The sequence below is a fragment of the Exiguobacterium sp. FSL W8-0210 genome, from assembly GCF_038006045.1.
Taxonomy (GTDB): domain Bacteria; phylum Bacillota; class Bacilli; order Exiguobacteriales; family Exiguobacteriaceae; genus Exiguobacterium_A.
Map to the genome: position 1 here is coordinate 2645349 of NZ_JBBOUK010000001.1, position 25858 is coordinate 2671206.

Below are 25858 nucleotides of genomic sequence, written 5' to 3' on the forward strand. Positions count from 1 at the left end.
CACGTAATTCATCGTTTTCTCTTCCTTCTTATCTTAACGGTTATTCCATCAAAGTTCCAAGGGAATCCTTTCCTGACATACCAAAAGAATATTCAGATAAATTATATTTTCAGACACATCTTGATATCGTAACTTTTTTCCTGAATATTCATTATATATGTAATAAAATTTCTAAAATTCTATTTTAGAGCGTTTTTTGTTGATTTTTTAGCGTTTATACGCAATTCGAACAATAAAGCAATCTGCTATTTGAACCACTAACTTTTTATTGACAGGTGGGACAATAGTCACTCTTTTATATTGAAGAAAAATCTGGAATCCCATATAATAACTAACAGGAAGAAGAATATGGGAGTGATAAATTTGGGATTATTTAATTTAACAAAAAAGGACTACACCGTCCAGTATCACGTATTACGCGGAGATGAGATCATCGACACGGATCGATTGAATGTTCGAACAGGCGATCATACGACAGCACGAAAAAAAGCCGACAACATGTTAAGAAGAGAATACGGACGCACTCAGTACAAAATCGAGTGGGTACAACGGTTCTAATCGCTAAAATAACCCATCGCCTCAGTCATGATGATTGAGACGATGGGTTATTTTCATGCATGCTTTTGTTCTTGCTCCCGTACGATTCGATCAGCTTTTAAGTAAAGACGAATCGCTGTGTACAATACGATGCCAATCAATGCACCACTTCCATCGATCAATACATCACCGACGAGTGGTGTTCGTCCGCCCGTCAACAATTGATGGAACTCATCCAACACACCGATTGTCATCGCTGTCGTGAAGGCAAAGAAAGCAGCTGGTAACGCTGCGTACCCTCGACCGCGCAAAAAATGAACGAGACTGACCCCGAGGACGAAGAACAGACTGGCATGCATGCCTTTCCGAATGAAGAATTCAAGGAAGGCTGCAGGTCCGAGTGACGCGACGCTGATTGGAACTTCATAATGGAACGACACGAATGAAAACGCATAGACCCAGTCGAGCGGCATATGTTGTGTCAAAAATGGAATCAGGGATTGTTGCTGATAGGTCATCGAACTGAAGACGAATAAGGAAAGTAAGATGGCTCCTCCTACATAAGCAGCAATGGGTATACGGCGCATCATGCACGCTCCTTTCTCTTTGTACATCCTACCATGGATGCTTATCGTGAACATACGCCAAAAGACGGACATACACTGCTCTCATTTACTCTTCATTCCCTCTTTTACAACTGATACAACAAAAACACCCCATCCATATGGATGAGGTGAAAAGCTTACAACGATGACGTCTTTGGTTCGCGTAAGAGGTGTTTGATGTCATGGAACGTCACAAACGTTCTATTCTTCGCATCGTATAGTTTATAGCGAAGCGACTTCAGACTCGAGAATAAACCAATCTTCGTCGCCTTCTGAAGCGGAGGTGTCGAGACGTGTGCTTTTTCGAGATGATAGTTCGGAACACGTGGGCTGAGATGGTGGACGTGGTGGAAGCCGATGTTTCCTGTCACCCATTGCAACACCTTCGGCAACTCGTAATACGAACTACCTTCGATTGCCGCCTTAACGTAATCCCATTCACTTTCATCCTCGAAGTACGAGTCTTCGAACGTGTGTTGAACGTAGAATAACCAGATTCCAAGTACGCCTGCTGTGAACATCGTCGTTCCTTGGATGATCAAGAAGGCTTGCCAACCAATGAAGTAGATCAAAATACCGTACAGGACGATAAGCGACGCATTGATGACATGTGTGTTGATTCGTTCTTTTTTGCGCGCATCCTTCCGGTTGAAGCGGCTCGAGACGAGAATCAATAAGAGCGGTCCAAGACCAAACATGACGAGTGGGTTCCGGTACAGACGATACTTGAGACGTGTAAAGCGTGATGCTTCGATATACTCCTCAATCGTCATGACCCAGATGTCACCGACACCGCGCTTATCGAGATTCCCACTTGATGCGTGGTGGATCGAGTGCTCCCGTTTCCATTTCTCATACGGGAATAACGTCAAAATCCCAGTGATCGTTCCGACGATGGCGTTCGCCTTCTTATTTTTAAAGAATGAACCATGGGTACAATCATGGAAGATGATGAACATCCGGACGACGAATCCTGCAGCGAGGATCGCCAACGGGATCGCGAGAAACACAGATAGTTTCAGGGCCTCATATGCCAGAAACCATAGGACGAGAAATGGCAGGATCGTGTTGATCATCTGCCGGACGCTGGCTTTGATGTCCGCCTTCTCAAACGGCGATACATGTTTGCGCAGCTGGGCAATCTTTTCTTTACTCATAGTGGTGCTTCCTCCTCGGGTTGTTTCAGCGTTCACGACGCTAAGTAAAATAGTGAAACTAAAGTATGAAACCAGTGAGCGGTGGTCGTGACGGTGCCTCTACAACACGATTCAAAAGCGGCACTCTAATTGTTTAGCGCTAAAATATTTTTGTTACCAGGTAATTATATCACATATCATAAATCGTCCACGGTTTATTTTTAAAATTAAAAAAGCAGAGACAAGCGTCTCTGCTTACTCGATCGATTTGAGTGGGTTGACGGCTGGTCCTTCTAGCACCTCTCCTGTCGGACCGAATCGTGAACCATGACACGGACAATCCCATGATCGTTCCGCCTCATTCCATTTCGTATCGCATCCCATATGGGTACAGGTCGTCGAGACGAGATGAAGGTTCCCTTCCGAATCCCGGTAACCACCGACCGTCTTGCCGTGATGGGTGACGAGTCCACCTTCGTCCGGTTGTAACTCGTCGGCACTGCGACGCGCTTTCGTCAGCTTTCCTTTGACCAGTTCGATCGCGACGTCCGCATTGTTCTTGACGAACTGCGTCGCATCCTTTGTTTTTAGCTTCGAACGATTCGGATCGAACAGATGCCGAAAACGGTTTGGTGTTCCCGTCAATAAGTCGCTGAGTAACAGTCCGGCCGCGATACCATTCGTCATCCCCCACTTCGCAAAACCGGTCGCGACGAACACGTTCGGATCATTTGGCGTCATCTGTCCGATGTAGGGAATCTTATCGAGCGTGATCAAGTCTTGTGCTGACCAGAACTGTCCGAACGATTCGACGTGAAATTCATGCTTTGCAAAATCCGCAAGATGCTGATACCGCTGCATCGTCTCTGTCTCGTGACCAGATAGATGATTCTCACCGCCGAAGAGACCAAGCAGACGACCGTCTTCAGTCCGTGTGTGACGCAGAGAACGACTCGGTTGATCGGCACTCATAAACATCCCGTCCGGAAACGTCTCATCGACATGACCTGACACGATATAAGACCGCTGGACTTCAAGTTTTGAGAAGTACAAGCCTTTGAAGTCATGAAACGGAAAATGGGTCGCGATGACGACCTTCTTCGCCTCAATCCGGTGACCGTTCTCTAGGATGACTGTCGGCGTCCGGTTCGATTCGAGCGATACGGCACGTGTCCGTTCGTATAAGGCACCCCCTTGGTGGACGATTTGTCGGGCGAGTCCTTGAAGATATTTGACGGGATGGAACTGCGCTTGATCGCGCAAGACGACAGCACGTTTGACATCGTACGGCAACTTATCCCGAACTTCTTGCGTCGCTTCTCCACCGTTCAGTCCCAATCGTTCATAGGCTTTTACTTCTCGTTCCATCGCTTGCTCTTTTGATGTCGAAGCGTAGAGATACGCGTCCTGCGTTTCAAGTTCACAAGCTATGTCGAGTCGTTCTACCTGATGACGTAAAAATATGATGGCTTCCTCGTTCGCTTCATAATACAGTCGCGCTGACTCCTCGCCGACGGTGCGAATCAGCGTGTCATAGATCAAACCGTGCTGTGAGGAAACTTTAGCCGTCGTATAACCCGTCGTGCCGGCAGCAACGTCACCTGCTTCGATTACGGCGACATCATATCCTCGTTCCGTCAATTGCATTGCCGTGACAAGTCCAGCAATACCAGCCCCAATGACGACGACATCATGCTTAGCATCTTGATTCAAAGCGGGATAAGAAGTAGCAGGGGCACTTTGTTTCCAATAAGATGATGGAAATCCAGATAAGTAAGGCATCAAAAACTCCTTTCGAAAAATACGACAGATCGACATGGTTAATCGTTCCCTGAACGACGCAAAAACATGCATGAATCATATTGTTTTAAAAAGAAGCTCTAATTTATAGGAATTAATTTACTTTAATAAAAAATAATATGGAATAATTAGGTTTATCATTGTTTATACTACAGTTAACAAGCATAAGAGAGGAGTTTACTTCATGAAATTGGGGCGCCATATAATTGAGACCTTTCGTCGTTTTGCGCTTGCAGCAAGTATTGATGAATACAACCTTGCAAGTGTGCTGACAAAGGAAATTCCAGAGCTGACAGATATCTGCGTTACGATTCGCCCGACACACCTTCACCTTCAAGCCGCTGTACCGTTGACACGTTATGGTCTAGAGCGTGACTTACCAGTTGAATTAACGCTCCAATTACGGGCAGTCGATAAACGCACCATCACATTCGAAGTCTTTGATGTTTGTCCTCACGATACCGAATCCTTTAATGAAACCTATCTCATTCGTCCACCTTATCTGCGTTATGAAAACCGACTTCTGACCGTCGATTTTTCCTTCTATTTTCCTTTTCGTCATGCCCGTTACCGCTCGATTCGTCACGTTAAACTGGAAGAAGGTTTTCTGTTTGCTTATTTGTCTCATTAAAAGAGCACCCTCTCCTAAATTAGGCGAAGGTGCTCGTGCTTGTTAAGAACTCAACTTATCCGCTTGACGCTCTAGCAGTCCGAGGCGACGAATCTTTTTCTCCTCGACGACGGCAACGATCGCGAGGGCGATCAAACCGAACAGTAACGCCGCATTGAAGATGACAAATGTATCACTCCAGCCGTGTAACGTAACCGAACCAATTGTTAGACCGTTCGTTTCCGGATCAGCGATTTTCGCTAGACCGACTTTTGCGATTGAATCACCGAACAAGTAACCGAACGTACCGACCATCCCGTTCGTGACCGTCGTCGCTTGTTTTGGTGCGAAGCTGATGACCGAGACACCGATCAAGAGCTGTGGTCCGTAGATGAGCGCACCGAGTGCAAATAGTGACGCGTAAATCATAAGTTCACTCGTCCCGTAACGATAACCGAGGACCGCGACGGCCGTCAGTAAGAGACAGATCGCTGCGACGAGCGCCCGCCGTCCTTTCAGTAAATCGGACACGTAACCCCAAATCATACTGCCGCATAATGCGCCGATCTCAAAGAAGAAGATCGTATTGACAGCACTCTCCGTACTGAAGTGTAAGTGTTCCGTGACATAGAGCGGCGCCCAGTTATCAATCCCGATTCGGACGATGTAAACGAAGACGTTCGCGATACAGAGCGTCCAGATCCAGGGGTTCGAGATGACGTACGTTTTGAAGATTTGCCATTTCGTCATACTTTCAGCAGCAATGTTTTCCGGTTCGATCGGTTCCTCGAAGATTTCTTCACTCCGATTCCACCCGAGTTCCTCCGGATCATCCTTCCCGATGAACAGACCGACGATTCCGATGACGAGCGCGATCGCAGCTGGGAAGATGAACATCCCGACGACACTTCCGTTGAAGAAGACGTTCGCTCCCCACAGTGCGAGACCACCGGCAATCGCTCCACCGATGTTGTGCGAGACATTCCAGAAGCCGAGGTAGCGCCCACGTTTTTCAAACGGTGTCCAGCGGGCGATCGTCGAATATGACGATGGTCCCCCGACCGATTGGAAGAACCCACTGAGTCCCCATAAAACCATCAAGAGACCGACCGGACTTCCGCCGGCACTCATCAAGAGCCCCATCGCGGTGACGATCAAGGACGAGAGAATTAATAAGAACGAGATGACGCGTTTCGTATTTTTCCCGTCAACGAAGTAGCCGAGCAACGTTTTCCCGATTCCGTATGTAATCGAGAAGGCGAAGCCGATATAACCAAGTTCCGTCGTCGTAAAGCCAAGTTCCTCTTTCAAGAGCGGTTGCGCTGCTTTGAAGTTGTTTCGGATGAGATACATCGCCATATATGAGAAGAAGACGACTAAGAATGCCTTTAAGAATTGCTGTAACCATTGTTTCCGTTGTACTTCGATTGGTATGCCGGCATTCGGCAATTTTTTGATGCTGAAGAAGCCCATCTTCCATTTCCCCTATCTGAATCAGAGTCTTCGCATCATTTGTCCTGGAGCTGATTGAATCGACGGAGATAGTCGCGGTAATCGGCGACGATATCCTGTCCGACATTTTGCTGGATCGGTTGTGTCTTCGCGATCGCATAGGTCGGCGTACCGAACGAGACTTTCCGCAGGATCGCCTGACCGTCCGCTGAGAGTACGAAACGCATGAAGGCGTTCGCCTGCTTTTGTTGCGTCCGTCCTTTCAACTTTGAAATCGCGTTGATCGAGTACGTATCGAGTGGAATGCTTTTGACCGGATAATACTTTTCACGCAGCGATTGTTGATCCCCGATGAAATTGACCCCAAGCATCGCTTCCCCACTGGCGACGTACGACGTCGGTGCAAAGCCGTTCGCCGTGAATAGTCGCGTTCGCTCGATTAGCTCGCGTAAGACATTTTCCGCTTTCGTCCCGTATCCGTCAAAGACCGCTTGCAGGATCGTCGCACCGGTACCGGAATGGTTCGGATCCGGCAAAATCAACTCGTCCTGATACCGCTTCGCTGTCAAGTCAGCGAGCGTCTTCGGATACGGTGCTGCCCCGAATCGGTTGTTCCAGACGTCCGTATTGATGACGATCGCGAGGCGTTCGACTTCGTAGCCGATCCAGTAGCGATCCGGATCCTGCAGTTCCGCTTGATCCATGTCGTTCGGGAACGGTGTCGACAACCCGCGTTGCTTGAGCGTCTGGTGAGCGTCCCACGTTCCGCCGATAATGACGTCGGCGCGCGGATGATCTGCTTCCTTCGTCACGCGCCGGACGAGTTCTTCTGTCGACAGGCGGACGAACTCATACGTACAACCTGCTTGTTCGCAATACGATGACAGTAAGGCACGCCCGATATCCTCTTTCGCAGAGACATACGCCGTCAAATGCGGAACGGTTTCCCGCGCGGCTGTCCCTTGCTTCGTCTGTTCATTGTTGCGGACGATCCAAATGCTCATGAGACAAATGATACTCAGCAAGAAGAGCATTCCTTTTCTCATCGATTCGCCTCCTTCCCGATCGGCAGGAGTTGTCCTTTTAAATAGAAGGTGTTTCCATTGTCATCATCCATGTACTGGACGCTGAACAATGTCTCATAAACGGCAATATTCATTAAGGTGGCACGCGTGTTCTGCTCATTCTTGAACCGCTGAAGCTTGAGAATGCGCGGCTGTCCCTGACTGGTATCGAGTGCCTGACCGACTTCTTCATAGTCCGTCATCGGCTCCGCCTGCGTCAGGCGACGCTTGACGTCTTCTCGCTCACGTGCCGTCAAAGAACGAGACCGTCCTGCTGCATACACGGTCACGACTTCCGCCTCGGCGAACTGACGCGCGAGCTGTTCTGGTTCGTGATAGGCGTTTAAGAATCGTGCTTTCAGTGTCGTCGTCTGAGTGCTAGGACGTTGCGCGACACATTTTCCATTTAGCGTCATGCTTTCCCCGAGCGAGAACGTCCATGTCGTTCCGTTCAAGAAACGGAGCGTTCCGGTAAACGTCGCCGTTCCCTCCGGACAGGTCCCGTTTGCCACCGTCTTCATTTGCTTCAATAGCGTCGTGATGCGCTGGACTTCCGTTCCGTCTTCTACCGTCTGCTCCCCCCATGCCCGGTGACGTAACGTCAACTCGGTCGGGAGCGAGTCATCGGAAGCATTCAGCCGTTTTGGTCCATCGAGGACATGTAAGCGTCCGAAGACCGTCTGCTGAAGCAAAAGAAGACCGAGGGCAAACAAGATACCCATCAGGAAGAGATAAGCGATAGTCGATGCTTTCATGATTCCTCTCCTTGCTTGATTCTTAGATTACGGGGCAATTGTTTCGTAAATCCGGTCGAATTGTTTCGTAAATGTATCATTTGTAAGCGATTACATCATGTCTGATTCGCTAACCGGAAGGTCAATGTGATACGTGTTCCGCTTACATCGCTTTCAAGTGCAAAATCGCCACCTTGTTCCTGCATCAGCCGTCGGCAGAGCGGTAGACCGAGTCCATTTCCACTCGCCGTCGTCAGACTATGTTGCTCCTTCTCCCATTCGGCAAGCACCGCTGGATCAACGCCGATTCCGTCATCCGCCATGATAAGTCGGAGGGTCGTATCCGTACTGACGCCCGAAAACGTCACTGTCATCGCGTCACTGTATTTGACGGCATTCTCGAGAAGATTCAACAAGATTTGTTTCGTCTGGTCCGGTTGCCCGAGCACGTAGATCGACGGAACATCCTGCTTAACTTGAATTCCTTGTCCATCGAGACGCAACTGCATGATGAATAAGGTATCTTCGAGCAAGGTATCGAGCGCGAACATCGTCGACGTCACGTGACGTTCGTTCCGTTGTTGTTTCGCCTGTTCGAGATTATGCGAGACGAGTCGCAATAAGCGCTGGCTCTCGACCTCGATGTAGTGATAACAATGTGCCGCTTCGTCTGGCGGCAGCTTCGGAATCAACTCGACATAGCCCATGATGGCCGTCATCGGTGTCCGAAGTTCATGGGTGATGTGATTGATGAACGTTTGTTGGTCGCTTCGCTGTTGTTCGAGCTGCCCGATGTTGTGCTGGATCGCGTCTGCAAGCGTCGAGAAGTCTGCCGCTAGTCTGTTCAGTTCCTCGTATGGATAGGCCGGTAACGCGTGCGCATAGTGCCCTTTCGTCAAGGCATGCGAGACACTCCGTAAATCATCGATTGGCCCGATCAACGTCTTTGCCATCCGACGCGCCGTCCAGACGACGATTACGATCAACATCAGAAACACGCCCGTGAAGACATAGGTGAATTGCCGCAGCAGTTCGGCTTCCGTCCGTAGATCGACGAGAAAACGGACCGAACCGATGACGTCTGTCTTACCGTACAGCGGGCTTGAGAAGAACAGCACCGGGACATCGGTCTCCTTCAGGAACAGATAACTCGATTTTCCTTTTAGGGCTTGATCGATATCTCCCGCGAGGAGCGGTAATTGATCGCGTTCGGAATCGGCGAGCAGTTCCGCGTTTGGTCCAAACAGTTGAACGCGCGCGTCGAAGCGGTCCGCGAGATAGGAAGCGATCGGAACTGCCGTATCGGCGAGCGAGTCCGTCTCTTCACTTGCAAGGTAGTTCATCGTGTAGAGTTCCGCTTCCCGACTCAGTTTTTGGACGGACTCGACGGCGTTCTCATATAGGTTCGATTGGATGAAGGCATAAAGAATCAAGAAGAGGACGAGCAGTGCCGGAACGAGGAGCAAGACGAAGTTTTCCGTAATGACTTGGCGTAGCTTCATGCGTCGATCCACTTGTAGCCGACACCGTAAATCGTCTTGATCCGTTCGCCTTGCGCTCCGAGTTTCTTCCGCAAGCGTTGGACCATGATATCAACAGCACGAGTCTGACCGGAGAAGTCAAAACCCCAGACCTGTTCGAGCAGTTCATCTCGCTCGAAGACCCGTTTCGGATGCGTCAGGAAGAGTGCGAGCAACGCATACTCCCGGTACGTCAGTGGTAACGGGTGACCGTCGAGCCGAATGACTCGTTCTTCGGGATCAACCGATAAGAATGGATCGGTCACGACAGGTACGGGTGGCGCGACCGTCTTCGTGCGTTTCAATAAGTTTTTGACACGCAAGACGAGCTCCGTTCCATTGAACGGTTTAGTCATATAGTCATCCGCTCCGAGCTGCAGCCCGATGATTTTATCGTTCATCTGATCACGCGCGGTCAGCATCAAGATTGGTAAGTCAGGCGTCGTCTTTCGCAGCTTAGGAATCAAATCGAAACCGGTCGTATCCGGTAGCATCAAATCGAGGACGATCAAATCAAAGGGTTGTGTTGCCTGCAAGGCGAGTGCTGCTGCTCCGTCGGCTGCCGTCTCGACCGTCTGACCATCGAGCTCGAGTTGCAGTTTGACGAGATGCCGGATGCTCGCCTCATCATCGATGACAAGAATATGCATGGGAATTCCTTCTTTCTGGACAGGTTTTTCTGTCCCCTAGCGTATCATGAAATCGTTTGCAATCACACCAGCAGGACAAATGAAAAAACCAGCTCCCGAAGTAATCAGGAACTAGCTTTTACTTATTTCACCGTAAATTTCACCGTGACAGAGTTGTCATATGCGTCTGGTTCGAACATCCATTTTTCAACACCCGTCTTCACCGCTTTAAATCCGTACCCATCAAGTTGTAACTTCCCTTCTCCTGATGACAGTGCCCGGTAGACATATGGATTCGTATCCTTCGTCGACTTACGAACGATTCCGAAACGTTGCCCTTTTTTGAGTGTCATTGACTTGCTACTCGTCAGATGTGTACGACCACCATAATAATCGAGCGTCATGTATTTCGATACTTTCCCAGCAACTGTCCGATCATCTGCTCCCGTACCGACACGATGCTTTAACGTCTTCCCTTTATAGGAGTAGACATCATGAACGATCGTCATCGAACCAAGATAAAGTTTTTTGTCTTTAATCAACGCGCGACCGAACGGATACGCTTCTTTTGCTTCGAACATCTTTTTGATCGCCTTACCATCCGTTGATCCGATGAGAATCGGTGTTACATAACCACCACTCCCACCAGCGGGTCCAATGACAAGTTGTTCTTTTTTCGTATCAAGGAGTTTTCCTTTCGCCCGAACATCATAGTAGTCCGTATCTCGATCCGTATACGTGTAAATCGTCGTCCATTTTTTCTTTTTCGCATCATACTTCTGCGCTTTACCGATGACATCATTCATATACGTCTTCGAGTTGAAACGTTCATACAGCGTAAACGTCTCAGGATACTTGCCACCAAGTAGATAAACGGACCGGACATCGATCGGTTTATAGCCACCAGATAGTTTACTTTTCTTTAACGCCGCGATTTGACGATCAACGATCGATTTTTCTGTCTTACTGAGTGCTGCTACTGAATCATTCGCTACTGGTAAAGTACTGATGATGAGACCAAGCGCTGTTGCAATGACTACTTTTTTCATCTAAACTACCTCCTTAAATTTTAATATGTCGTCGTATCGTTATGACTGAAGCTTTTCAATGGTTGCGAATCAGTAATGTACCAGCGTTCGTCATTTAGATTGTATTTCAAGAAATACTTGAACGGTACGTCTTTTCCCGGATTAGACTCTTCGAGTGAATCGTCGTCCTCTTTATAATAATCGCCTTCGTAATAACAAAGTGCTTCAACTGTCGCGGTCAAATCAGTCGCGACTTCGCTGACAGTAATTGACGCTGGGGAATATTCGACTTCATCCAGATATCCATCCCAGTAGACCCCTCTTTTATTCATACTATCGTAATAACTTTGTTGTTTACTCAAGTACGCAGACGACGTGAACAACGTGAAGGCTGACGTGTCTTTATCCATGTACGCCTGTTCCCACTCCTTCGCATGCTGATGTACGGTATCGATGATGTCCCCTTTGACCGATTCTCGGACTTCCATGCCTCTACCTGTCGCTGAATCCGAGAGCGACTTCCGTTGATCGACGAGCCAGTCTTGACCCGATTTCACAAGATTTAGTTCCCATACGATCGTGCTGCCATCCGGACGTTCGTGTAGATACGGCTGATAAGACCGCGAGGAATAGTCGACCTTTACTTTGACCGTCGCCTTATCTCCTTTAATCGTAATATCGTTTTGAGGAATATCGTTGACCGTCAGTTCACCATCAAAGATGTAACCTCCTGTGACGAGATCGTTCAAACTGCTTTGGAAGTTCTGATTGTAGGTGTTCGTACTGACAGACAATCCTTTGACGCTCCGCTCTGTCAGAGCGTCTTCGAGTTCTCGGAAAAAGAGCGTTGAAATATCCTGGATATTCTTATAATCCTGATCGGACACTTCCTTCGTATCTGACTTTTTCGCCGCTTCCGTCGGTTTCGATTCCGATTTGTCCTGACTCGTTTTCTCTTCTTCACCAATGACGAATGAAGCATCCTGCTTCTTTTGTTCGACCGCTTGAGGCGTCTCTTCCTGGTTCAAAAAGAAATACGTCCCACCGCTAGCAGCGAGTAAGAGGAGCAGTACGCTAATCCCGATCGTTCGCTTATTGCGTTTGTTCTTTTGTTTCTTTTCGTACTTGATGACGACGTACGCTCGTTCGATTTCTGTCCGTTCCTCGGATTCCTCTGGATGTGCTTCTAGCTTCTCAGCATACGCTCGCTCGAGCTCTTTCATCGATGAGGTACGCGATATCCCTAATCGTTCATATGGATCCATGATTCCCTCTCCTTTTTGTTCAAAAAATTGTTATTTTTATCTTTATTTTACATTATAATGACGAAGTTAAGAAAGGAGTGCTTTTTAATGTCACATTGTTCGAATTGTCGAACCCCGATGAATGACCAGATGATCTATTGTCCAGTTTGTGGTCAAAAAAATAGTCACACGCAATCCCGTTCCTCCAAAAAAGCGTGGTTCATCGGATTGCTGATTCTGTTGCTTAGCATCGGTGGAGGTACGTTCGGTTATCTCAAATATCAAGCGGCACAACCGTTATTCAAGACGAGTGAACTGACACATACAGCGGCTGATATCGATCAAGTTTTGCCGGAAGGTGCCTCAGCGATACAACGTAATCAACTGGCTGATGAAGACCTCGAGGATTACCTCATTTTTGATGCTGCCTCACCCGATTCCTTGTACGAGTTCCTGAACAGCTATGCCCAGCGCCTCCCCTTGCTCAACAATGGAGAAGATGGTGGTTGGGATTATTACGATCCTACCATCGAGGACTACAGCTCTTATGCTGATCTATTCTACGGTGAAGACGATTTAACAGAAGATGAGCGAGACCGTTTCGGCGATCGATTGAAGGTGTCTGAAGAAGATCCATATAGTTACCTCACATTAAAGGACATGACCTTCGATCGGATGGAAGCCATCAGCGAAAATGAATTCAGAGTCGAAACGACCGAGACTTATGCTCGTGTTCATTTCAGTAATGATGAAGACGAGAAACGATTCCATCGCGCCATCGTCGAATATGAGGTGACGTTCGATGACGACCGATACAGCATCACCTCTGTGAAACGAACCTTTAAGAAGGAGACGACATCATGATGCCACGCATACTTCCTTTTCTTTTAACAGCTAGCATACTAGGTGGTTGTAGTAACGACTCAGCGGATCTCTACTTGAAGCAAAGTGCTCAAAGCACGCTCGCTGGAGACCTTTTCGAAGAACAACAATGGCGCGAAAAAGCTCGGACGGAAGGTGCGACAGATAAGCGTCTGATCGCGCTATCACAGCAGCAAGAGGCATTTCAAGATTTGAAAGCCGCCTTGTTCATGAATCAGACGACGGACGCCCTTCGTCACGCGGAACGAGTCATGAATCAGACGTTCGGTGACAAAGCACTCGCGGATGAAGCAGCTCGTTATCACCGCACTCTTGGTAAGGTCGAAAAAGCATTTCGTGACGTGGCAGGTACCTACACGTACTCGACGAGTGATCAGGGCGAAAACGAACAAGATTATAGCGATGCGACGATTGATGTCGTGACGTATCCGAATCGTGAGGCGACACTGACAATCCATGATGCTCGAGATTATGAAGGACAACCACTTGATGACTTTACGTATAGCGGACGTTTTAATTCCGATAATAGCCTGATGCTATATTTCTATGAGTCTTCTTTAGAAATCGAGTTTGATGACGACGGCGGTCTGACCTTCCGCGATTCCGGGATTGAAAAAGACTCGACGATTGATTTTGAACAGACGACCAAACAATCCTTATGATAAAACGCTTGTCTTCGAAAACGGAGACAAGCGTTTTTGTTTGGAATCATCCTTTTGTATCTTTGAAGCGGTTCAACCCATATCCCACTAATCCACCGAGGAATGGGAAGAGGAAAAGCATGAATGCATTCCACCATGTCAAAGTGGAAACAACGACACCGGCTAGGATATCGTTATCCCATTGCAGTTCAAACCGCGTTTGTGTGAAGTACGCTAAAATGAGTCCACCGACCATAAAGACCCCGGCATAAATCGCAACATTCGGTAACGTCCGAATCCAGCGGAACCCGATTCCGATGTGGATGATGAACATCAGAATAAGAGCAATCAAGCCGTACGGAGCAATACTTGAACTAAGCAATTGTTCTTCTTCAAACGAAGTGGACGCATTCGCGATTTGTGCGAATCGTGTCAGAAGTCCAACATCCACCGTTTCATCAAAGCGTGTCACTTTCGGATCAAGCGTTGGATCTTCTCCATTTTGAATCTGATTCCCGATGATTCCTTGGATTCGACTCAGATTCGAAGCTTCTCCCGCTTCTTCCACTGGTCGTTGCAGATCATTCAAACGGTCTTGGCCATATAAGGCAGCACCTAAACGGAATTCTTCCGTCAAAACGGTCATCTTGAAATCGACTTGTCCCGCTTGTGACATCGCGTAAAGCGGAGATGCACCGCTCAAGAGAACGAGACTCGCCGATTCCCCAAATTCGACTTCGTCCATTTCATCGAGCTCGTTTAGATAATACACTTGTCCGAATGATGTCAGTAGGACACCGAACAAATAAACGCTCATCAATGTTGTCGCAGCGATCCGTCCGACTTGCCAAGAACCGCTTAGATTCGTTTGACCGATGAATTGGAATAATAGAACACCTGCGAACGCTAGAAGGAAAATTCGAATCATTCCTGTGATCAGATGTAGATCGAAAACGCCGAAATCCGTCGCAAACAATCCGACAACCAATGTAATCACCGATAATGTCAGGGCAAAAACGACGGCACGTTCAATTCGTTCATTCCACGATGTCGCCTTGATTCCGATGACACCACCTCGTTCGAGCAACCATGCGCTCCCGATTAATAGGATCAATCCCGGCAAGGATAGTAAGAAATGCCCTGAAAAAATATGAAAATCAAGTTGATTGATTGCTTTTTGAATATCAGAGAACCGATCCGCATCGTTACCTATCACTTCGGTCAGGAAGCGTGATTTCAAGTCTTCACTTGATGTGAGATTTAGACCAGCAAGGGCGACGAAAGCAAGGAAGAAGAACATTCCGAACGTACTAAAGTCATTCCCTACGTTTTCTTGAACAGTCTTGATTCCATCTAATGCTGAGTTATCACTGAGGAGACCGAGCATGACGAACAATAAGACGACGATTGCAGCAAAACAAATGATGGCAGCGATACTACCGATCGCAAGACTCGGATTCCCAAACGAGAAATCGAATCGTGATATAAATGCGCGTCCACGCTCTTTCAACGGGAGATTCACGTTCCAATCCTGCGACTTCCACTTCTTACGAATGTCGTCCATACCTGGAAGACGATCTACAAGTGAGCCTTCTGACGTCGCAGCGATGAGGCGCGAATGTCCACAATTCGGACAGTACGACGCACGACCATCCATTTGTGTACCACACCCGACACAAAAATGCGCAGCTTGTTCGAAGCGAATCGGACGGGCTTGCTTATCGAGCGACGTCCCGTCTACTTCGCAATACTGGGCGTGTGGAGCATGTGCTTGACCACAGGTCGAACAATACTTCATACGCGTTGCCCCATTTCCGATCCGCAGCATGTACAGAAATGCTGATCATTACGTTGTGGTGTATGACATGTCGTACAGGCGACTTTCGTTTGTTCGTTCTCACGTGGAACGGACGTGCCGCATTTCCCACAAAACTTCGCGCCTGGCTCAAGTGGCGTCCGGCATGACTTACATTGCTTTTGTGCAGCTTCGACTTCCATCTCGTCAATCCGTGACAAGGCACCGAATACGAGTACTTCTTGTGCAAGAATGTCCTCGATTTCTTGACGATGCCCTTCGCTCCGCAGCTTCATGTAATGACGCTCTCCGATTTCGTACAGCAAGCGTCCTTTTTCACGTCGTGCTTGCTCCGCCTGCTCCTGTAATTCTTTTGCTGTCATCCCTTGAAAACGTGATCTGACTGATTGCCAATCCATCATCTGTGTAGCCTCCCTTGTTCTTATTTAATACTCGTTGCCTGTTGAATCCTGAAACTTTCCTCGTAGCTATCCTCACTACTTTCATACGTGAACAAGTAGCGGAAGAGCGACTTCGATGTTGTTTTTCCTGGCGATTCACTATCAGGCGTATACATTTCACCCCGAATATAGGTTGTCGCCATGACTTCGATACCTACCGAATCCCCATATTCGACGAACTTAGCTGAGGGACGATCAATCGACGCATTCATGAACTCTCCGTCCCACTCCAAGTCCTTTCGGCTCCAATCGTCATAGTTCTTTTGTTGTTTCGCAAGATAGGAAGCATCATCAACGAGTGAGAAATAACTTGTATCTTGATAAGTTGCCGCATCAACCCAGTCAGAAGCATGCTGCTCGACGGCTTCTTGCAGTTGGTTCAAAACGTTTTCTGATGGTTCGAACGTGAACATCGCTTTTTTCGTATCTGGTTTGACGACAACCTCACCCGATGTTTCCTCACCCCAGGGGAATGAATTTTCAATCGAGAGTTTAATGCCGTTCTTCGGGATTGGTCCATAGTTCTTCAAATCTGATACTCGTTCTGATGTCGATTTTCCATCAACAATCAAAAAGGCATCCGGATACGTCTGGTCGAGTTCGACCGCATTTCCTTTTAAAGTGATTTCGTATTTCCGATCTGCAGCGTCAAGCGTCAACGGATTGATTGTCACATCGCTCGACTCTTTTCCGTATTCGCCATCATACGCGATCTTGGCATCCGTCAATCCTGGATAGACGCCGTCCATCATGATGCCCTCCGCCGACGCTTTACTACTTTCCGTTCCGACCGGATTGACGAGCGTCACCTTCGTTCCTTTAAAATTACTGATTACTTCCGTTTTGACACTATCGAGGCGCAGGCGATAATCCTTGAAGATCCCGAGCTGGCGACCACTCGCTACGATTTGACCAGGAACATCACTTTCGTTTTCTGCTTGAATCGACACACCGGCCATCAATAAATAATCCATGAATGATTTCTTTTGTTCCGGTGTCTCTTTTAAGGCATCTAAAAAGCGTTGCGCCATCTTCTGATCAACCGGTTTTCCGTTGAACTCCGTATGCTCAGCGAGTAATGTAGCGTCACCAGAGCGAATCGCATCACGGACCTTATTCGTCGTCGCTTCGACCGTGAACCATTGTGTCGCGAGTCCATAATAGGCACCACCTGCTACGACCAACAATCCAACTGTTAAAAGAACGGCTTTTACAGACTTACTCATTTTCTTAGGACGAATTGATCTGACGTCGCGTTCTTTCTCTACAGGTTCTGCATGTTCTACATGCTGTTCTAAGGCATCACCGCAACTCGGACAGAATTTCAATCCACGCTTTGCAGCATCCGAACAATTCACACATGCCATTTCTTCTACTCTCCTTTTGTTTTTTAATTTCATTTAAGCGAAAAATATCCATTAAAAAGATAACATAATATTCTACAATTTACTATTTATGTAAAAATAATTGTGTTTTCTGAATGTTTGTTGACCATAATTAGTATTCACTAGAATATTTCTCGTTTTATTCTGAAGCCAAAAATGGATTCAGTGATGTGAATCTCACTCGAAACTTCAAAGAGTATAGCTTCTTAGTGAATAAATGCATCTAAATGACTATTAAATATCCTTTTTACAGGTATTAGATTAGCGGTCTTACTTACAAATGACTCATTCAACAAAACGGATAAAGAGAAAAATCAATAAAAAATTTCTACTTCTATGTTATTATTATAGAAATTATGGAATTAAACGGAGGACAAAATATGAATATTTTAGTAACTGGAGGCGCTGGTTATATCGGCAGCCATACATGTCTCGAACTTTTACGAGAGGGTCATGAAGTCATTGTCGCTGACAATCTAAGTAACAGTCATCGGAATGCCCTTGAACGTGTCGAACAGCTTGCGGAACGATCTGTCACATTTTATGAGATAGACGTTCGCGATGAATCATCATTAGAAAACATCTTCCAAAAGCATTCGATTGATGCCGTCATTCATTTTGCTGGTTTAAAAGCAGTTGGTGAGTCCGTATCACAGCCGTTATTCTACTATCAAAATAATCTGATCAGTTCACTTGTCTTACTAGAAGTGATGAGTCGTCACGACGTTAAGAAGCTCGTCTTCAGTTCGTCCGCAACAGTCTATGGTGTGCCTGAGACGACACCGATTACAGAATCTGCTCCGCGATCTGCAACAAATCCTTATGGTGCGACAAAACTCATGATTGAGCAGATTCTTGAAGATATCGCTCAGGCTGATCCAACGTGGGACATTACGTTACTCCGCTATTTCAATCCAATTGGTGCGGATGTGAGTGGTCTCATTGGTGAAGATCCAAATGGTATTCCGAACAACCTAATGCCTTACGTGACGCAAGTCGCTGCAGGTAAATTAGATATCCTTCAAATATTTGGAGATGATTACGATACGGAAGATGGCACGGGTGTCCGAGATTATATTCATGTCGTCGATTTGGCAAAAGGGCATATCAAGGCGCTATATCATGATCATTCTGGTATTGAGGCATTCAATTTAGGAACGGGTCAAGGCACAAGTGTCCTTGAACTTGTTGCGACGTTCGAAGACGCGACTTCCCTGCAAATCGATCGAAAGATTACGACCAGACGACCGGGAGATGTTAGTTCATGTTATGCGGATGCTTCAAAAGCAGAACGCTTACTCGGATGGAAAGCAGAGAAAAACTTATTTGAGATGTGTAAGGACGCTTGGCGCTGGCAGTCAAATAATCCAGACGGTTATCAAAAATAATGTATACGACAAAAGATTTTGCTCTACAAACATAAAAGGAGATCAATTTCCGAATCCATGTCGGAAATTGATCTCCTTTTTAAATAAATAAAACAAATGTTAGAAAACTTTTTTAGGCTAACTTCACATCCAAGAGCGGTTCAATCGTTCACTCCAGCGGGTGAAGCGCATCGATCGTGACGGTAACGTCATTCGACAAAACGTATGATAATCAATATCCGAGACATACTGGATGAGTCGTATCAATGCAAACGCGAACGTCAAGGTCGATCCGATCGCAAAGCTAAGACCGTATCCAGAAGCGCCGAACGGTGCAATCAATAAGGCTAAGATTCCGTTAGCAAAGAAAAAGATGAACGAACTCCACGCCGCTCCTTTTTGGTCTTCAAAATATAGTAACAGTAAGGTCAGGACGAGAACCATCGCATTCGAAAAAGCACCAATTGTCGTCATCTGGAAGATACTGATTGTCGCTTCAGGTAATGCGAGGTAACCGAGTAACGTCGAGGCGAACAACAAGATGAACAACGTGAACAATCCTTGGTTCCGAAACAGTCGCTGTAATTCCTGGCGTAAGACGAGTAACATCGCATCTTGCGCTTTTTCGACCTGATCTAGCGTTCCGCCTTCATTCGCGTATCCATAAAAAATACGATACCGCTCATAGAAACGTGTCTCGACGGAAACGACGAAGATCGTCATCGTCGGGATAACCGTCAAATACGACAAAAAGATTGCCGTATCGTACAACGGATGATAGCGGAATGTTCCGAGATGCACGGCACCTCCGTCCGCGAACCAGATGATCCAGTTCCCGACCCAAACACCAATATTGTAGAGAAAACTCGTCCAAAAGAGTGCCGGGTGACGATCAAAGTAACTCAAATAGGTAAATTGGTTTTTCGTTCCGCGATGCGGAAACGTCAGCAACATCGAGGTAAATAGACCGAACAACGTGATAATCATGCCGAATGTGAAGCCTGCCGTCAACGCAATGCTTGGTGTGAGGAGACCAGTCAGATAGTTCATCAGATACCGATCAATCAGTAAAACCGAACCGACGGCTACGGTGCCACCAATCAAAAAGCTATATGCGACGGACTGATAGAACTTCGCGGCACTTAAGAATAAGAAATGCACCCAAATCAAATTGATCGTCATGAATAGAATGAAGATCAGTCCATTCAATAAGAATGGGAGCTTCGAAAAACTGAGAAAGATTAGAAAGACAATACTACCTAACGCCATCGTCATCTTCGTCATGCCTAGAAAGGCAGGAAACAAGTCTTCATATCGTTTCTCGTAGAAACAATCCGCCAAATACCGGGTGACGACGAGCTGCTGAATGCCAAGCAGTACTTGTGAAAAAATGAAACTGTACGAGACAACCAGATTGAACGTCGTCCGTTCTTCAAAAGAAGCAATTGACAGGAACGTCGTCAACCACTGGGTCACGGCGATCGTTAAGATAACGATCAACCAGGGACCGGACGTGACAAGTCCGGCAAAGGCATATGCTTTTAGTCGTGATGAAAAATAATCTTCTTGAAATAACTTTTGAAGTTTAAACCCGATGCCCGCCATATGTCACCCCCCTCTCTTGATACAATGTCTGATACTCCGAGATGAAACGTCGTGTCTGATAATACGCAAGTGCACGTTCTTTCCCATTTTGTCCAAAACGAATCGCTTCTTCTGGATGTGACTGGAACCAGGCACAACGCTCCGCAATTCGTCGCGGATTGACTGGAGGTACGACGAATCCCGCCGGTCCGTATGGATCATCCTCACGTCCGTTGATCAGTTCGGAGCATGCACCGACATCAGTGACGACCCACGGAATGCCTGCAGCCATCCCTTCTAGGACAGCAAGCGGTTGACCTTCTGAAATACTCGTCAATAAACAAACATCAAATGATGGCAGATAGCTCCGAATATCAACCTTTCCGACGAGTTTCACACTCGCGGATAATTCAAACAGATCGATTTGTTCCTGACATTCACGGGCGTATTCCGGATCTTCTTCAAGCGGACCCATGATCGTCATTTCGAATGGAACATGCATTTCCTGTAAGACCTTCGCAGCATGAATCATTGTCTTGATATCTTTAATCGGAACAATCCGGACGATGGCACCAATCCGGAGAACATCTTGCTTTGGAAGATGACCTAACGCAGCAAGTCCCGTCGCATCAATTCCGTTCGGGATGACACGAATTTTTTCAGCAGGTGCACCGAGTTCACGCTGCAATTCACCATTTCGGTCAAAGAGCGTGATGATATTGTCTGCCCCTTCGTAGGCTTCGCGTGATAAGTGATGGAAGAACTGAACCCAATGCATGCGGTATTCTTGCGGAATCCACATCGCTTGAACGAGTTCTTCCTCTCGTTCACGGGAGTAGATCCCGTGTTCCGTTAGGACGAAAGGAACTTGTTGGCGCTGTTTAATCGCTGCTGCGACGAGTCCCGCATATCCCGTCGACGCGGAGTGGATCAGGTCGACGGTCGGCAATTCTGCTTGAAGTAGTTCCAGAACAGGCGCATACATGCTACGCCACATCCAGAGATAATCGATGAAAGAGTCAGCCTGTTGTTCTTCCCGGTAGCTCGTCTTGACGAGATCAAAAAAGAGCCGGCTCGTAAAAAATTGTGTCGATGTTCCGATGGCTTGACCGAAGAGTGGGAAAATCGATGTGTTCGTCGCTTGAAATCGCATCCAACGTTTGATATCCTCTTCCTGCTCCGGTGTCAATGTCTGTTTCAACGGACGCATCTCATGGGTTTGATCGAGTGGAAGATTAGTCACACCGACGACGTTCACCGGAAGGGCGTACCGAAATTCTGCTTCGGTCATCCGTGTAGGTGTAATCGTGATCAGCTCGAACTCATGCTCTGGAATTTGTTGAATCAGCATATGTGCCCAACTGGCGACTCCACCACTAACATAAGGATAACTCCCTTCTAACACTAAGCCAATCTTCATTGAGACACCCCCAATACTGGTATACGTGCGAAATTCTTCTTGAGTTCTACTTCGTATAAATCGTCCGCATTTCCCAATTTTCGTACCTCACCATACGCAAAGGAGCCCGTCGCAATTTTCCCATCATTGACACGAACCATCATTTTAGAAGGAAGAAGCATCTGACTTCCTGAAATCTCAATCGCCGTTTTAGAATACCGGACATCGATCTTCGATTCTTGGTATAGCTTCATTTTTTTGTAGCCATCATACTGCGTCATGCTCTCGAGATACGGATAGTCCGTATGAATCGTTTGGAACATCTTTTCAATTGAACGTTCCATCTTCGGCCATCCTTGTCCTTTCGAACGTTGTTCGTCAAGGACGTCATCTGGGTGGATGAAATGCGAGACTAGTCCGAAGTTGGCTACAGCGTCAGCTAAGACGAACATGTCTTCAGGCGATTCATTATATCCGCTTGTGATCCGTGGGAAGTTGTATAAATTCTTATAGGTCGCGTCTGGCTCGAATTCTTGAATGTAGCTTCCTTTTGAAGCATCCCCGTTATAGAGTGATGCGATGATTAGACCATCCGGGAAAGCTTCATTCAAAACGGATAAACCGGTCGGTCCGATGATGTTCGAAGGTGGGACATAACTACGTATTTGTTCTTTCGGGAAGAAATACTGATGTGCCACTTTGACTTCTTCAATCCCTTTCATCATTTGAGAACGATCGTCCCATGTGGTATAGCCGAGACTTGGATCCATTGTTTCCCCGTTAATGACGAGCGGTTGGTGGTTATATCCATGCAGTCCTAGTTCTCCGCCCATTTTTAATAATCTACGTCCAAAGTTCAACATTGGAAAACGAATATTTTCAATCAACTGCTCTTCCATGTCATCGATTGCATTTCTGTAACTTCCGATGATGAATCCGGAATAGATTATATCTTGTTCTTTTGCGATTCGTTGCATGTCTCTCAACCAAACATCCGCAAAGAAATCTTTAACCGTCAAATCATAGTTCTTTTGAATTGCTGGATTGGAGGCATCTGGTACAGGCGCTGGGAAATCATCGAAGTGTGCTAACTTAATAGCGACTTGTTGGCTAACGAACGTCGGAAACAGTAAAGAAAGTGACTGGACGAGTAAGCCGCGTGAGTTTTTTTCAAGCAACGAAGAAGTATTCCAAAACAAGACCTCTCCTTTTCCATACTCATGTGTCCATAGAATCGGGTTTCCTTCTGCTTCGATTTTGACATCAGCATTCTGCAATGTCACATCCGCAATACTGTGAACGAACAGTGTAGACGACTTCGATAAATCGATGTACCCGGGAAATAAATCTTTTTTAAACGTCATACCTTTGACATTTTCCTTGAAGTCACCAAAACGTTTCACACCAACCAAGTCCCCCCACTTCGGATCGATGAATCGACCCGCAACATAGAGTTTCCCTCCTTTTCGGACGAACTTTCGAATGGTTTTGTACGGCCATTCCTTCGTGTGTTCACCCGATAAAACAAGGACTGTTCGCTCGCTTGGATCAAGTGTCTTGATGTCAGATGTACGAATACGCTGATAATCGATTTTCGCGTATTTCAGCGCATACGAAAAGTTTTGAATGACGCCTTTTGACAGATCACTATCATTTTGGAGCAAGTAGACGCGCAGTGCCTCTCCTTTAGCTTCGGTTGTTTTCGTATTTGTCGTCTCGAATGAACGAACCTTCGTTTTTTCAGAAGGAATCAGTCGATGTGGATAATCGAGACGAAACAATTGCACGATGCCCATTGCTACGAATAGAACGGCAAACAACCCAATGAGATAGCCGTAAGTTTTCTTATTCATCGGTCTCCTCCTTCCAAACGTTTCAAAATAAAGCGATGTTCTTCTGGTATGTCTTCCTCTACCACCGCTGTTCTTAACTGATGAAGCACCGGTCCAATCGAAGACCAGTTATTTCGTTGAAAGTAATAGCGAACCAAAGCGAGGTACCCGTCTGGTAAAGTCGGGTGAATCTGAATCATCTCTTCATACGACGCAATCGCCTTCTCATCATTATCTTGACGTATCGCCATTTCTGCTTCCGCTTCGATCCGTGTGAGATCCGTCGGATAGAGGACGCGCATTTGCTCAAGTACTCGGTGAAGTCGTTCATCGAGTCGGCCAATGCCACCTTCATCTAATAGACCGCTCTCAAGAAAAGTTTTACATTCTTGAATGAACAGATGATACGTCGTCACGTCGACGGGATTGAGTTGTTGTTCCCGTAAACGAAGATTGGCTTCATATCGATCAAACAAGGAATTTCGGACTGTCGCTGCATAATGGACGGTTTCTGAATCATCATGATCGAGTCCGTATTGCAGATATTTTCCACTATTTTTCAGAGACGATGTCGTTAAGTGGATCATTGACTGTTTCCGGCGCTTCGCATCCATATTCAACGCCTCCTTGATTGGAACCATTTCCATGTTATCGGCTGCCTGTTGCTGCAGTCCTTCAAGATTCATGACATCAAATTGCACATATTCATCGTAATCCAGTAACGTATCTGATGACGCAAATCGTCTCGAAATCAAGTAAGCGATACCCCCAAGCACTTCACCAAAAAGTGGCAGGAGAGCACTGAACAGGCAGATGAACGTCAAGATTCCCCGCTCATGCTCTGGCAACCGCAAGACGAGTAAACGATAGGTAAACACGACAAGCAGAAGATGGAGTACATATAGAACGGATAGAAGTGTCATCATTGGACACGTCCTCCCTTTTGTACATACACAGCTTTTATTCGTTCGAGGAATCGGTTCGCATGTTCTTGAGGTGTTCCCGGTAGTAAAAATTGTAGTTGTTCCGTACTTTCGTCAAAACCGATCAAGTCAATTTCACGCATCGATTGCCGTAAGATCAGTTCTAGTTCGATCAGCGAGAACGGCGTATCACGAATATCAAGCTGAACGAGACTGTATGGTTGACCGTAATGCTCGCGTCTGTATTCTTGATATTTCACTTTTTCCTCAAAATGCTCTCGTTTAACGATGCGCGTGCCTTCAATCAATTCATGACGCGTCTCGATCCATTCCATCAACATCGCTTTTTCAATTCGTGATCCTGTCCAATCGACGATCAGTTGCATGACGTGCATCTCATAGTTTGTCAATCGCTCGAAGGCGATCGATTGAATGACGACGACTTCTTGGATACGACCATCATAACGAATCGGTGCAATCAGTAACGGCACATCCGTCTCATCGATCGTCCGGATGGCGATTGCTTGCTTTTGGAACATCCGTTGATAGATTCCTTGTTCTGGATCAATGAACATCGTTTGTGGTAACTGTTCTTTATCACCGAAACGAATGTGTAATCGTAATGTACGTCGTGACGTATCGACGTGATAGATCGCAATCTCCTTCGCATCAAAAGAGGCTTGTAAGATCTGTACGAGTTTATCACGTACGATGTCCGCGACAGATTGATCGAGTTCTGTTCCGATCCGGTAGATGTTCGTCAACGTATGATTGGATTCAAGTACCTTATTTCGCATTGCTTCTTGAGCGACACGTAACTTTTCGAGCGTTTCACGCAGCTGTTCGTTCTCGACCACAACTTCTTCTTGACGCAGACGCAAAGATAGATAGCGCTCCTGAAACGACGTACTGAATATGCCGCAAGAGATCGCGACTAGAAAATGCAGGATAATCCATGACATCTCACCCCGATCATAGACAAAGAGTAAGACGTCTTCTCCCCCCCATGCGAGCGAACTCAGATGGTAGATCATCGTAAACAGAAAGCTCGCGAAGGCTCCTAGTAGTCCGTAACGAAGCGAAAAAAGTAAAATATAAAAAATAAGTGGATCAATCGTCCATTTTAAGATCGAAAGATTAAACATATAGTCCAAAATGCCGATAATAAGGATACTAACGATCATTTCAATCCATTTAATGCCTTGTCGGTTCTGAGTATATATCATTTCT

Annotated in this window: 23 protein-coding genes; 5 read left to right on the forward strand and 18 right to left on the reverse strand. The window is 46.6% G+C overall.

What is annotated here, in order from left to right; translation table 11 throughout:
* Positions 1-363 precede the first annotated feature (363 nt).
* Entirely contained in the window at positions 364-558 is a 195-nt protein-coding gene (locus MKY22_RS13745) for a hypothetical protein (protein ID WP_341089309.1), read from the forward strand.
* 53 nt (positions 559-611) lie between these two features.
* On the opposite strand, the gene MKY22_RS13750 is transcribed toward MKY22_RS13745, so the two are convergent.
* The 3 genes from MKY22_RS13750 to MKY22_RS13760 all read right to left on the reverse strand — a co-directional run bounded on the left by MKY22_RS13750 (position 612) and on the right by MKY22_RS13760 (position 4060).
* The gene (locus MKY22_RS13750) at positions 612-1124 is read right to left on the reverse strand and encodes a VanZ family protein (RefSeq protein ID WP_214730032.1); all 513 of its coding nucleotides are present in this window, start codon (positions 1122-1124) and stop codon (positions 612-614) included.
* 155 nt (positions 1125-1279) lie between these two features.
* The gene (locus tag MKY22_RS13755) at positions 1280-2299 is read right to left on the reverse strand and encodes a fatty acid desaturase (RefSeq protein ID WP_214730031.1); all 1020 of its coding nucleotides are present in this window, start codon (positions 2297-2299) and stop codon (positions 1280-1282) included.
* Between the two features lie 234 nt (positions 2300-2533).
* A complete protein-coding gene (locus tag MKY22_RS13760) occupies positions 2534-4060 on the reverse strand; it encodes an FAD-dependent oxidoreductase (protein ID WP_341089311.1) in 1527 nt (508 codons plus the stop codon).
* A 202-nt stretch (positions 4061-4262) separates the two neighbouring features.
* Here MKY22_RS13760 and MKY22_RS13765 point away from each other — a divergent pair, with 202 nt between their 5' ends.
* Complete coding sequence (locus tag MKY22_RS13765; protein ID WP_214730029.1) at positions 4263-4709, forward strand: hypothetical protein; 447 nt, start codon at positions 4263-4265, stop codon at positions 4707-4709.
* A gap of 42 nt (positions 4710-4751) precedes the next feature.
* Here MKY22_RS13765 and uhpT read toward each other — a convergent pair whose 3' ends face one another.
* The 7 genes from uhpT to MKY22_RS13800 all read right to left on the reverse strand — a co-directional run bounded on the left by uhpT (position 4752) and on the right by MKY22_RS13800 (position 12380).
* The gene (gene uhpT / locus MKY22_RS13770; RefSeq protein WP_023469436.1) at positions 4752-6161 is read right to left on the reverse strand and encodes a hexose-6-phosphate:phosphate antiporter; all 1410 of its coding nucleotides are present in this window, start codon (positions 6159-6161) and stop codon (positions 4752-4754) included.
* Positions 6162-6196: 35 nt separating this feature from the next.
* Positions 6197-7186: an ABC transporter substrate-binding protein gene (locus MKY22_RS13775; RefSeq protein ID WP_341089315.1), complete on the reverse strand. Its 990-nt coding sequence runs from the start codon at positions 7184-7186 to the stop codon at positions 6197-6199.
* The gene (locus MKY22_RS13780) at positions 7183-7959 is read right to left on the reverse strand and encodes a DUF3919 family protein (RefSeq protein WP_341089317.1); all 777 of its coding nucleotides are present in this window, start codon (positions 7957-7959) and stop codon (positions 7183-7185) included. Before MKY22_RS13780 ends, MKY22_RS13775 begins: the two co-directional genes overlap by 4 nt.
* 95 nt (positions 7960-8054) lie before the next feature.
* Positions 8055-9440 carry a HAMP domain-containing sensor histidine kinase gene (locus tag MKY22_RS13785; protein ID WP_341089319.1) on the reverse strand — a complete coding sequence of 462 codons (1386 nt, stop codon included), beginning with the start codon at positions 9438-9440 and terminating at the stop codon, positions 8055-8057.
* Positions 9437-10108, reverse strand: coding sequence for a response regulator transcription factor (locus MKY22_RS13790; protein ID WP_312193202.1), 672 nt, complete (start codon positions 10106-10108; stop codon positions 9437-9439). The genes MKY22_RS13785 and MKY22_RS13790 overlap by 4 nt, the downstream gene beginning before the upstream one ends.
* A gap of 122 nt (positions 10109-10230) precedes the next feature.
* A complete protein-coding gene (locus MKY22_RS13795) occupies positions 10231-11136 on the reverse strand; it encodes a hypothetical protein (protein ID WP_312193200.1) in 906 nt (301 codons plus the stop codon).
* Between the two features lie 20 nt (positions 11137-11156).
* Complete coding sequence (locus MKY22_RS13800) at positions 11157-12380, reverse strand: hypothetical protein (protein WP_312193198.1); 1224 nt, start codon at positions 12378-12380, stop codon at positions 11157-11159.
* A gap of 87 nt (positions 12381-12467) precedes the next feature.
* Between MKY22_RS13800 and MKY22_RS13805 the strand changes: the two genes are divergently transcribed.
* Both MKY22_RS13805 and MKY22_RS13810 read left to right on the forward strand, forming a co-directional pair.
* Positions 12468-13223: a hypothetical protein gene (locus tag MKY22_RS13805; RefSeq protein WP_341089323.1), complete on the forward strand. Its 756-nt coding sequence runs from the start codon at positions 12468-12470 to the stop codon at positions 13221-13223.
* On the forward strand, positions 13220-13903 hold the full coding sequence (locus MKY22_RS13810) for a hypothetical protein (RefSeq protein ID WP_341089324.1): 684 nt from the start codon (positions 13220-13222) through the stop codon (positions 13901-13903). The genes MKY22_RS13805 and MKY22_RS13810 overlap by 4 nt, the downstream gene beginning before the upstream one ends.
* Before the next feature lie 46 nt (positions 13904-13949).
* Here MKY22_RS13810 and MKY22_RS13815 read toward each other — a convergent pair whose 3' ends face one another.
* From MKY22_RS13815 to MKY22_RS13825, 3 genes are read right to left on the reverse strand one after another with little or no spacing between them, the layout of a single operon-like run.
* Positions 13950-15710, reverse strand: coding sequence for a zinc ribbon domain-containing protein (locus MKY22_RS13815; protein ID WP_341089326.1), 1761 nt, complete (start codon positions 15708-15710; stop codon positions 13950-13952).
* A complete protein-coding gene (locus MKY22_RS13820) occupies positions 15677-16099 on the reverse strand; it encodes a zinc ribbon domain-containing protein (RefSeq protein ID WP_029342665.1) in 423 nt (140 codons plus the stop codon). The genes MKY22_RS13815 and MKY22_RS13820 overlap by 34 nt, the downstream gene beginning before the upstream one ends.
* 20 nt (positions 16100-16119) lie before the next feature.
* Positions 16120-17364 (reverse strand): TcaA 3rd/4th domain-containing protein, encoded by a 1245-nt coding sequence (locus tag MKY22_RS13825; protein WP_290784585.1) that lies wholly within the window; start codon positions 17362-17364, stop codon positions 16120-16122.
* Between the two features lie 539 nt (positions 17365-17903).
* Here MKY22_RS13825 and galE point away from each other — a divergent pair.
* Entirely contained in the window at positions 17904-18911 is a 1008-nt protein-coding gene (gene galE / locus MKY22_RS13830) for a UDP-glucose 4-epimerase GalE (RefSeq protein WP_290784587.1), read from the forward strand.
* 123 nt (positions 18912-19034) lie between these two features.
* Here galE and pelG read toward each other — a convergent pair whose 3' ends face one another.
* Genes pelG through MKY22_RS13855 form a run of 5 tightly spaced genes read right to left on the reverse strand, consistent with a single transcriptional unit; the run spans position 19035 to position 25854 of the window.
* Entirely contained in the window at positions 19035-20495 is a 1461-nt protein-coding gene (pelG, locus tag MKY22_RS13835) for an exopolysaccharide Pel transporter PelG (RefSeq protein ID WP_312193186.1), read from the reverse strand.
* A complete protein-coding gene (gene pelF, locus MKY22_RS13840) occupies positions 20476-21894 on the reverse strand; it encodes a GT4 family glycosyltransferase PelF (RefSeq protein WP_341089333.1) in 1419 nt (472 codons plus the stop codon). Before pelF ends, pelG begins: the two co-directional genes overlap by 20 nt.
* Entirely contained in the window at positions 21891-23726 is a 1836-nt protein-coding gene (locus MKY22_RS13845) for a DUF2194 domain-containing protein (RefSeq protein WP_341089335.1), read from the reverse strand. The genes pelF and MKY22_RS13845 overlap by 4 nt, the downstream gene beginning before the upstream one ends.
* Positions 23723-24631, reverse strand: coding sequence for a hypothetical protein (locus MKY22_RS13850; RefSeq protein ID WP_311246694.1), 909 nt, complete (start codon positions 24629-24631; stop codon positions 23723-23725). Before MKY22_RS13850 ends, MKY22_RS13845 begins: the two co-directional genes overlap by 4 nt.
* Positions 24628-25854 carry a GAF domain-containing protein gene (locus MKY22_RS13855; RefSeq protein ID WP_290784597.1) on the reverse strand — a complete coding sequence of 409 codons (1227 nt, stop codon included), beginning with the start codon at positions 25852-25854 and terminating at the stop codon, positions 24628-24630. The genes MKY22_RS13850 and MKY22_RS13855 overlap by 4 nt, the downstream gene beginning before the upstream one ends.
* Between the last annotated feature and the right edge of the window lie 4 nt (positions 25855-25858).

Excerpts from the sequence above, each read along its gene's own strand:
- MKY22_RS13775 (WP_341089315.1), bottom strand. The coding sequence starts at position 7,186 with ATGAGAAAAGGAATGCTCTTCTTGCTGAGTATCATTTGTCTCATGAGC.
- MKY22_RS13850 (WP_311246694.1), bottom strand. The coding sequence starts at position 24,631 with ATGATGACACTTCTATCCGTTCTATATGTACTCCATCTTCTGCTTGTC.
- MKY22_RS13795 (WP_312193200.1), bottom strand. The coding sequence starts at position 11,136 with ATGAAAAAAGTAGTCATTGCAACAGCGCTTGGTCTCATCATCAGTACT.
- MKY22_RS13805 (WP_341089323.1), top strand. The coding sequence starts at position 12,468 with ATGTCACATTGTTCGAATTGTCGAACCCCGATGAATGACCAGATGATC.
- MKY22_RS13760 (WP_341089311.1), bottom strand. The coding sequence starts at position 4,060 with ATGCCTTACTTATCTGGATTTCCATCATCTTATTGGAAACAAAGTGCC.
- MKY22_RS13750 (WP_214730032.1), bottom strand. The coding sequence starts at position 1,124 with ATGCGCCGTATACCCATTGCTGCTTATGTAGGAGGAGCCATCTTACTT.
- MKY22_RS13815 (WP_341089326.1), bottom strand. The coding sequence starts at position 15,710 with ATGCTGCGGATCGGAAATGGGGCAACGCGTATGAAGTATTGTTCGACC.
- MKY22_RS13825 (WP_290784585.1), bottom strand. The coding sequence starts at position 17,364 with ATGAGTAAGTCTGTAAAAGCCGTTCTTTTAACAGTTGGATTGTTGGTC.
- galE (WP_290784587.1), top strand. The coding sequence starts at position 17,904 with ATGAATATTTTAGTAACTGGAGGCGCTGGTTATATCGGCAGCCATACA.
- MKY22_RS13790 (WP_312193202.1), bottom strand. The coding sequence starts at position 10,108 with ATGCATATTCTTGTCATCGATGATGAGGCGAGCATCCGGCATCTCGTC.
- MKY22_RS13855 (WP_290784597.1), bottom strand. The coding sequence starts at position 25,854 with ATGATATATACTCAGAACCGACAAGGCATTAAATGGATTGAAATGATC.
- MKY22_RS13755 (WP_214730031.1), bottom strand. The coding sequence starts at position 2,299 with ATGAGTAAAGAAAAGATTGCCCAGCTGCGCAAACATGTATCGCCGTTT.
- MKY22_RS13810 (WP_341089324.1), top strand. The coding sequence starts at position 13,220 with ATGATGCCACGCATACTTCCTTTTCTTTTAACAGCTAGCATACTAGGT.
- pelF (WP_341089333.1), bottom strand. The coding sequence starts at position 21,894 with ATGAAGATTGGCTTAGTGTTAGAAGGGAGTTATCCTTATGTTAGTGGT.
- MKY22_RS13785 (WP_341089319.1), bottom strand. The coding sequence starts at position 9,440 with ATGAAGCTACGCCAAGTCATTACGGAAAACTTCGTCTTGCTCCTCGTT.
- MKY22_RS13765 (WP_214730029.1), top strand. The coding sequence starts at position 4,263 with ATGAAATTGGGGCGCCATATAATTGAGACCTTTCGTCGTTTTGCGCTT.
- MKY22_RS13845 (WP_341089335.1), bottom strand. The coding sequence starts at position 23,726 with ATGAATAAGAAAACTTACGGCTATCTCATTGGGTTGTTTGCCGTTCTA.
- pelG (WP_312193186.1), bottom strand. The coding sequence starts at position 20,495 with ATGGCGGGCATCGGGTTTAAACTTCAAAAGTTATTTCAAGAAGATTAT.
- MKY22_RS13780 (WP_341089317.1), bottom strand. The coding sequence starts at position 7,959 with ATGAAAGCATCGACTATCGCTTATCTCTTCCTGATGGGTATCTTGTTT.
- MKY22_RS13800 (WP_312193198.1), bottom strand. The coding sequence starts at position 12,380 with ATGGATCCATATGAACGATTAGGGATATCGCGTACCTCATCGATGAAA.
- uhpT (WP_023469436.1), bottom strand. The coding sequence starts at position 6,161 with ATGGGCTTCTTCAGCATCAAAAAATTGCCGAATGCCGGCATACCAATC.
- MKY22_RS13820 (WP_029342665.1), bottom strand. The coding sequence starts at position 16,099 with ATGATGGATTGGCAATCAGTCAGATCACGTTTTCAAGGGATGACAGCA.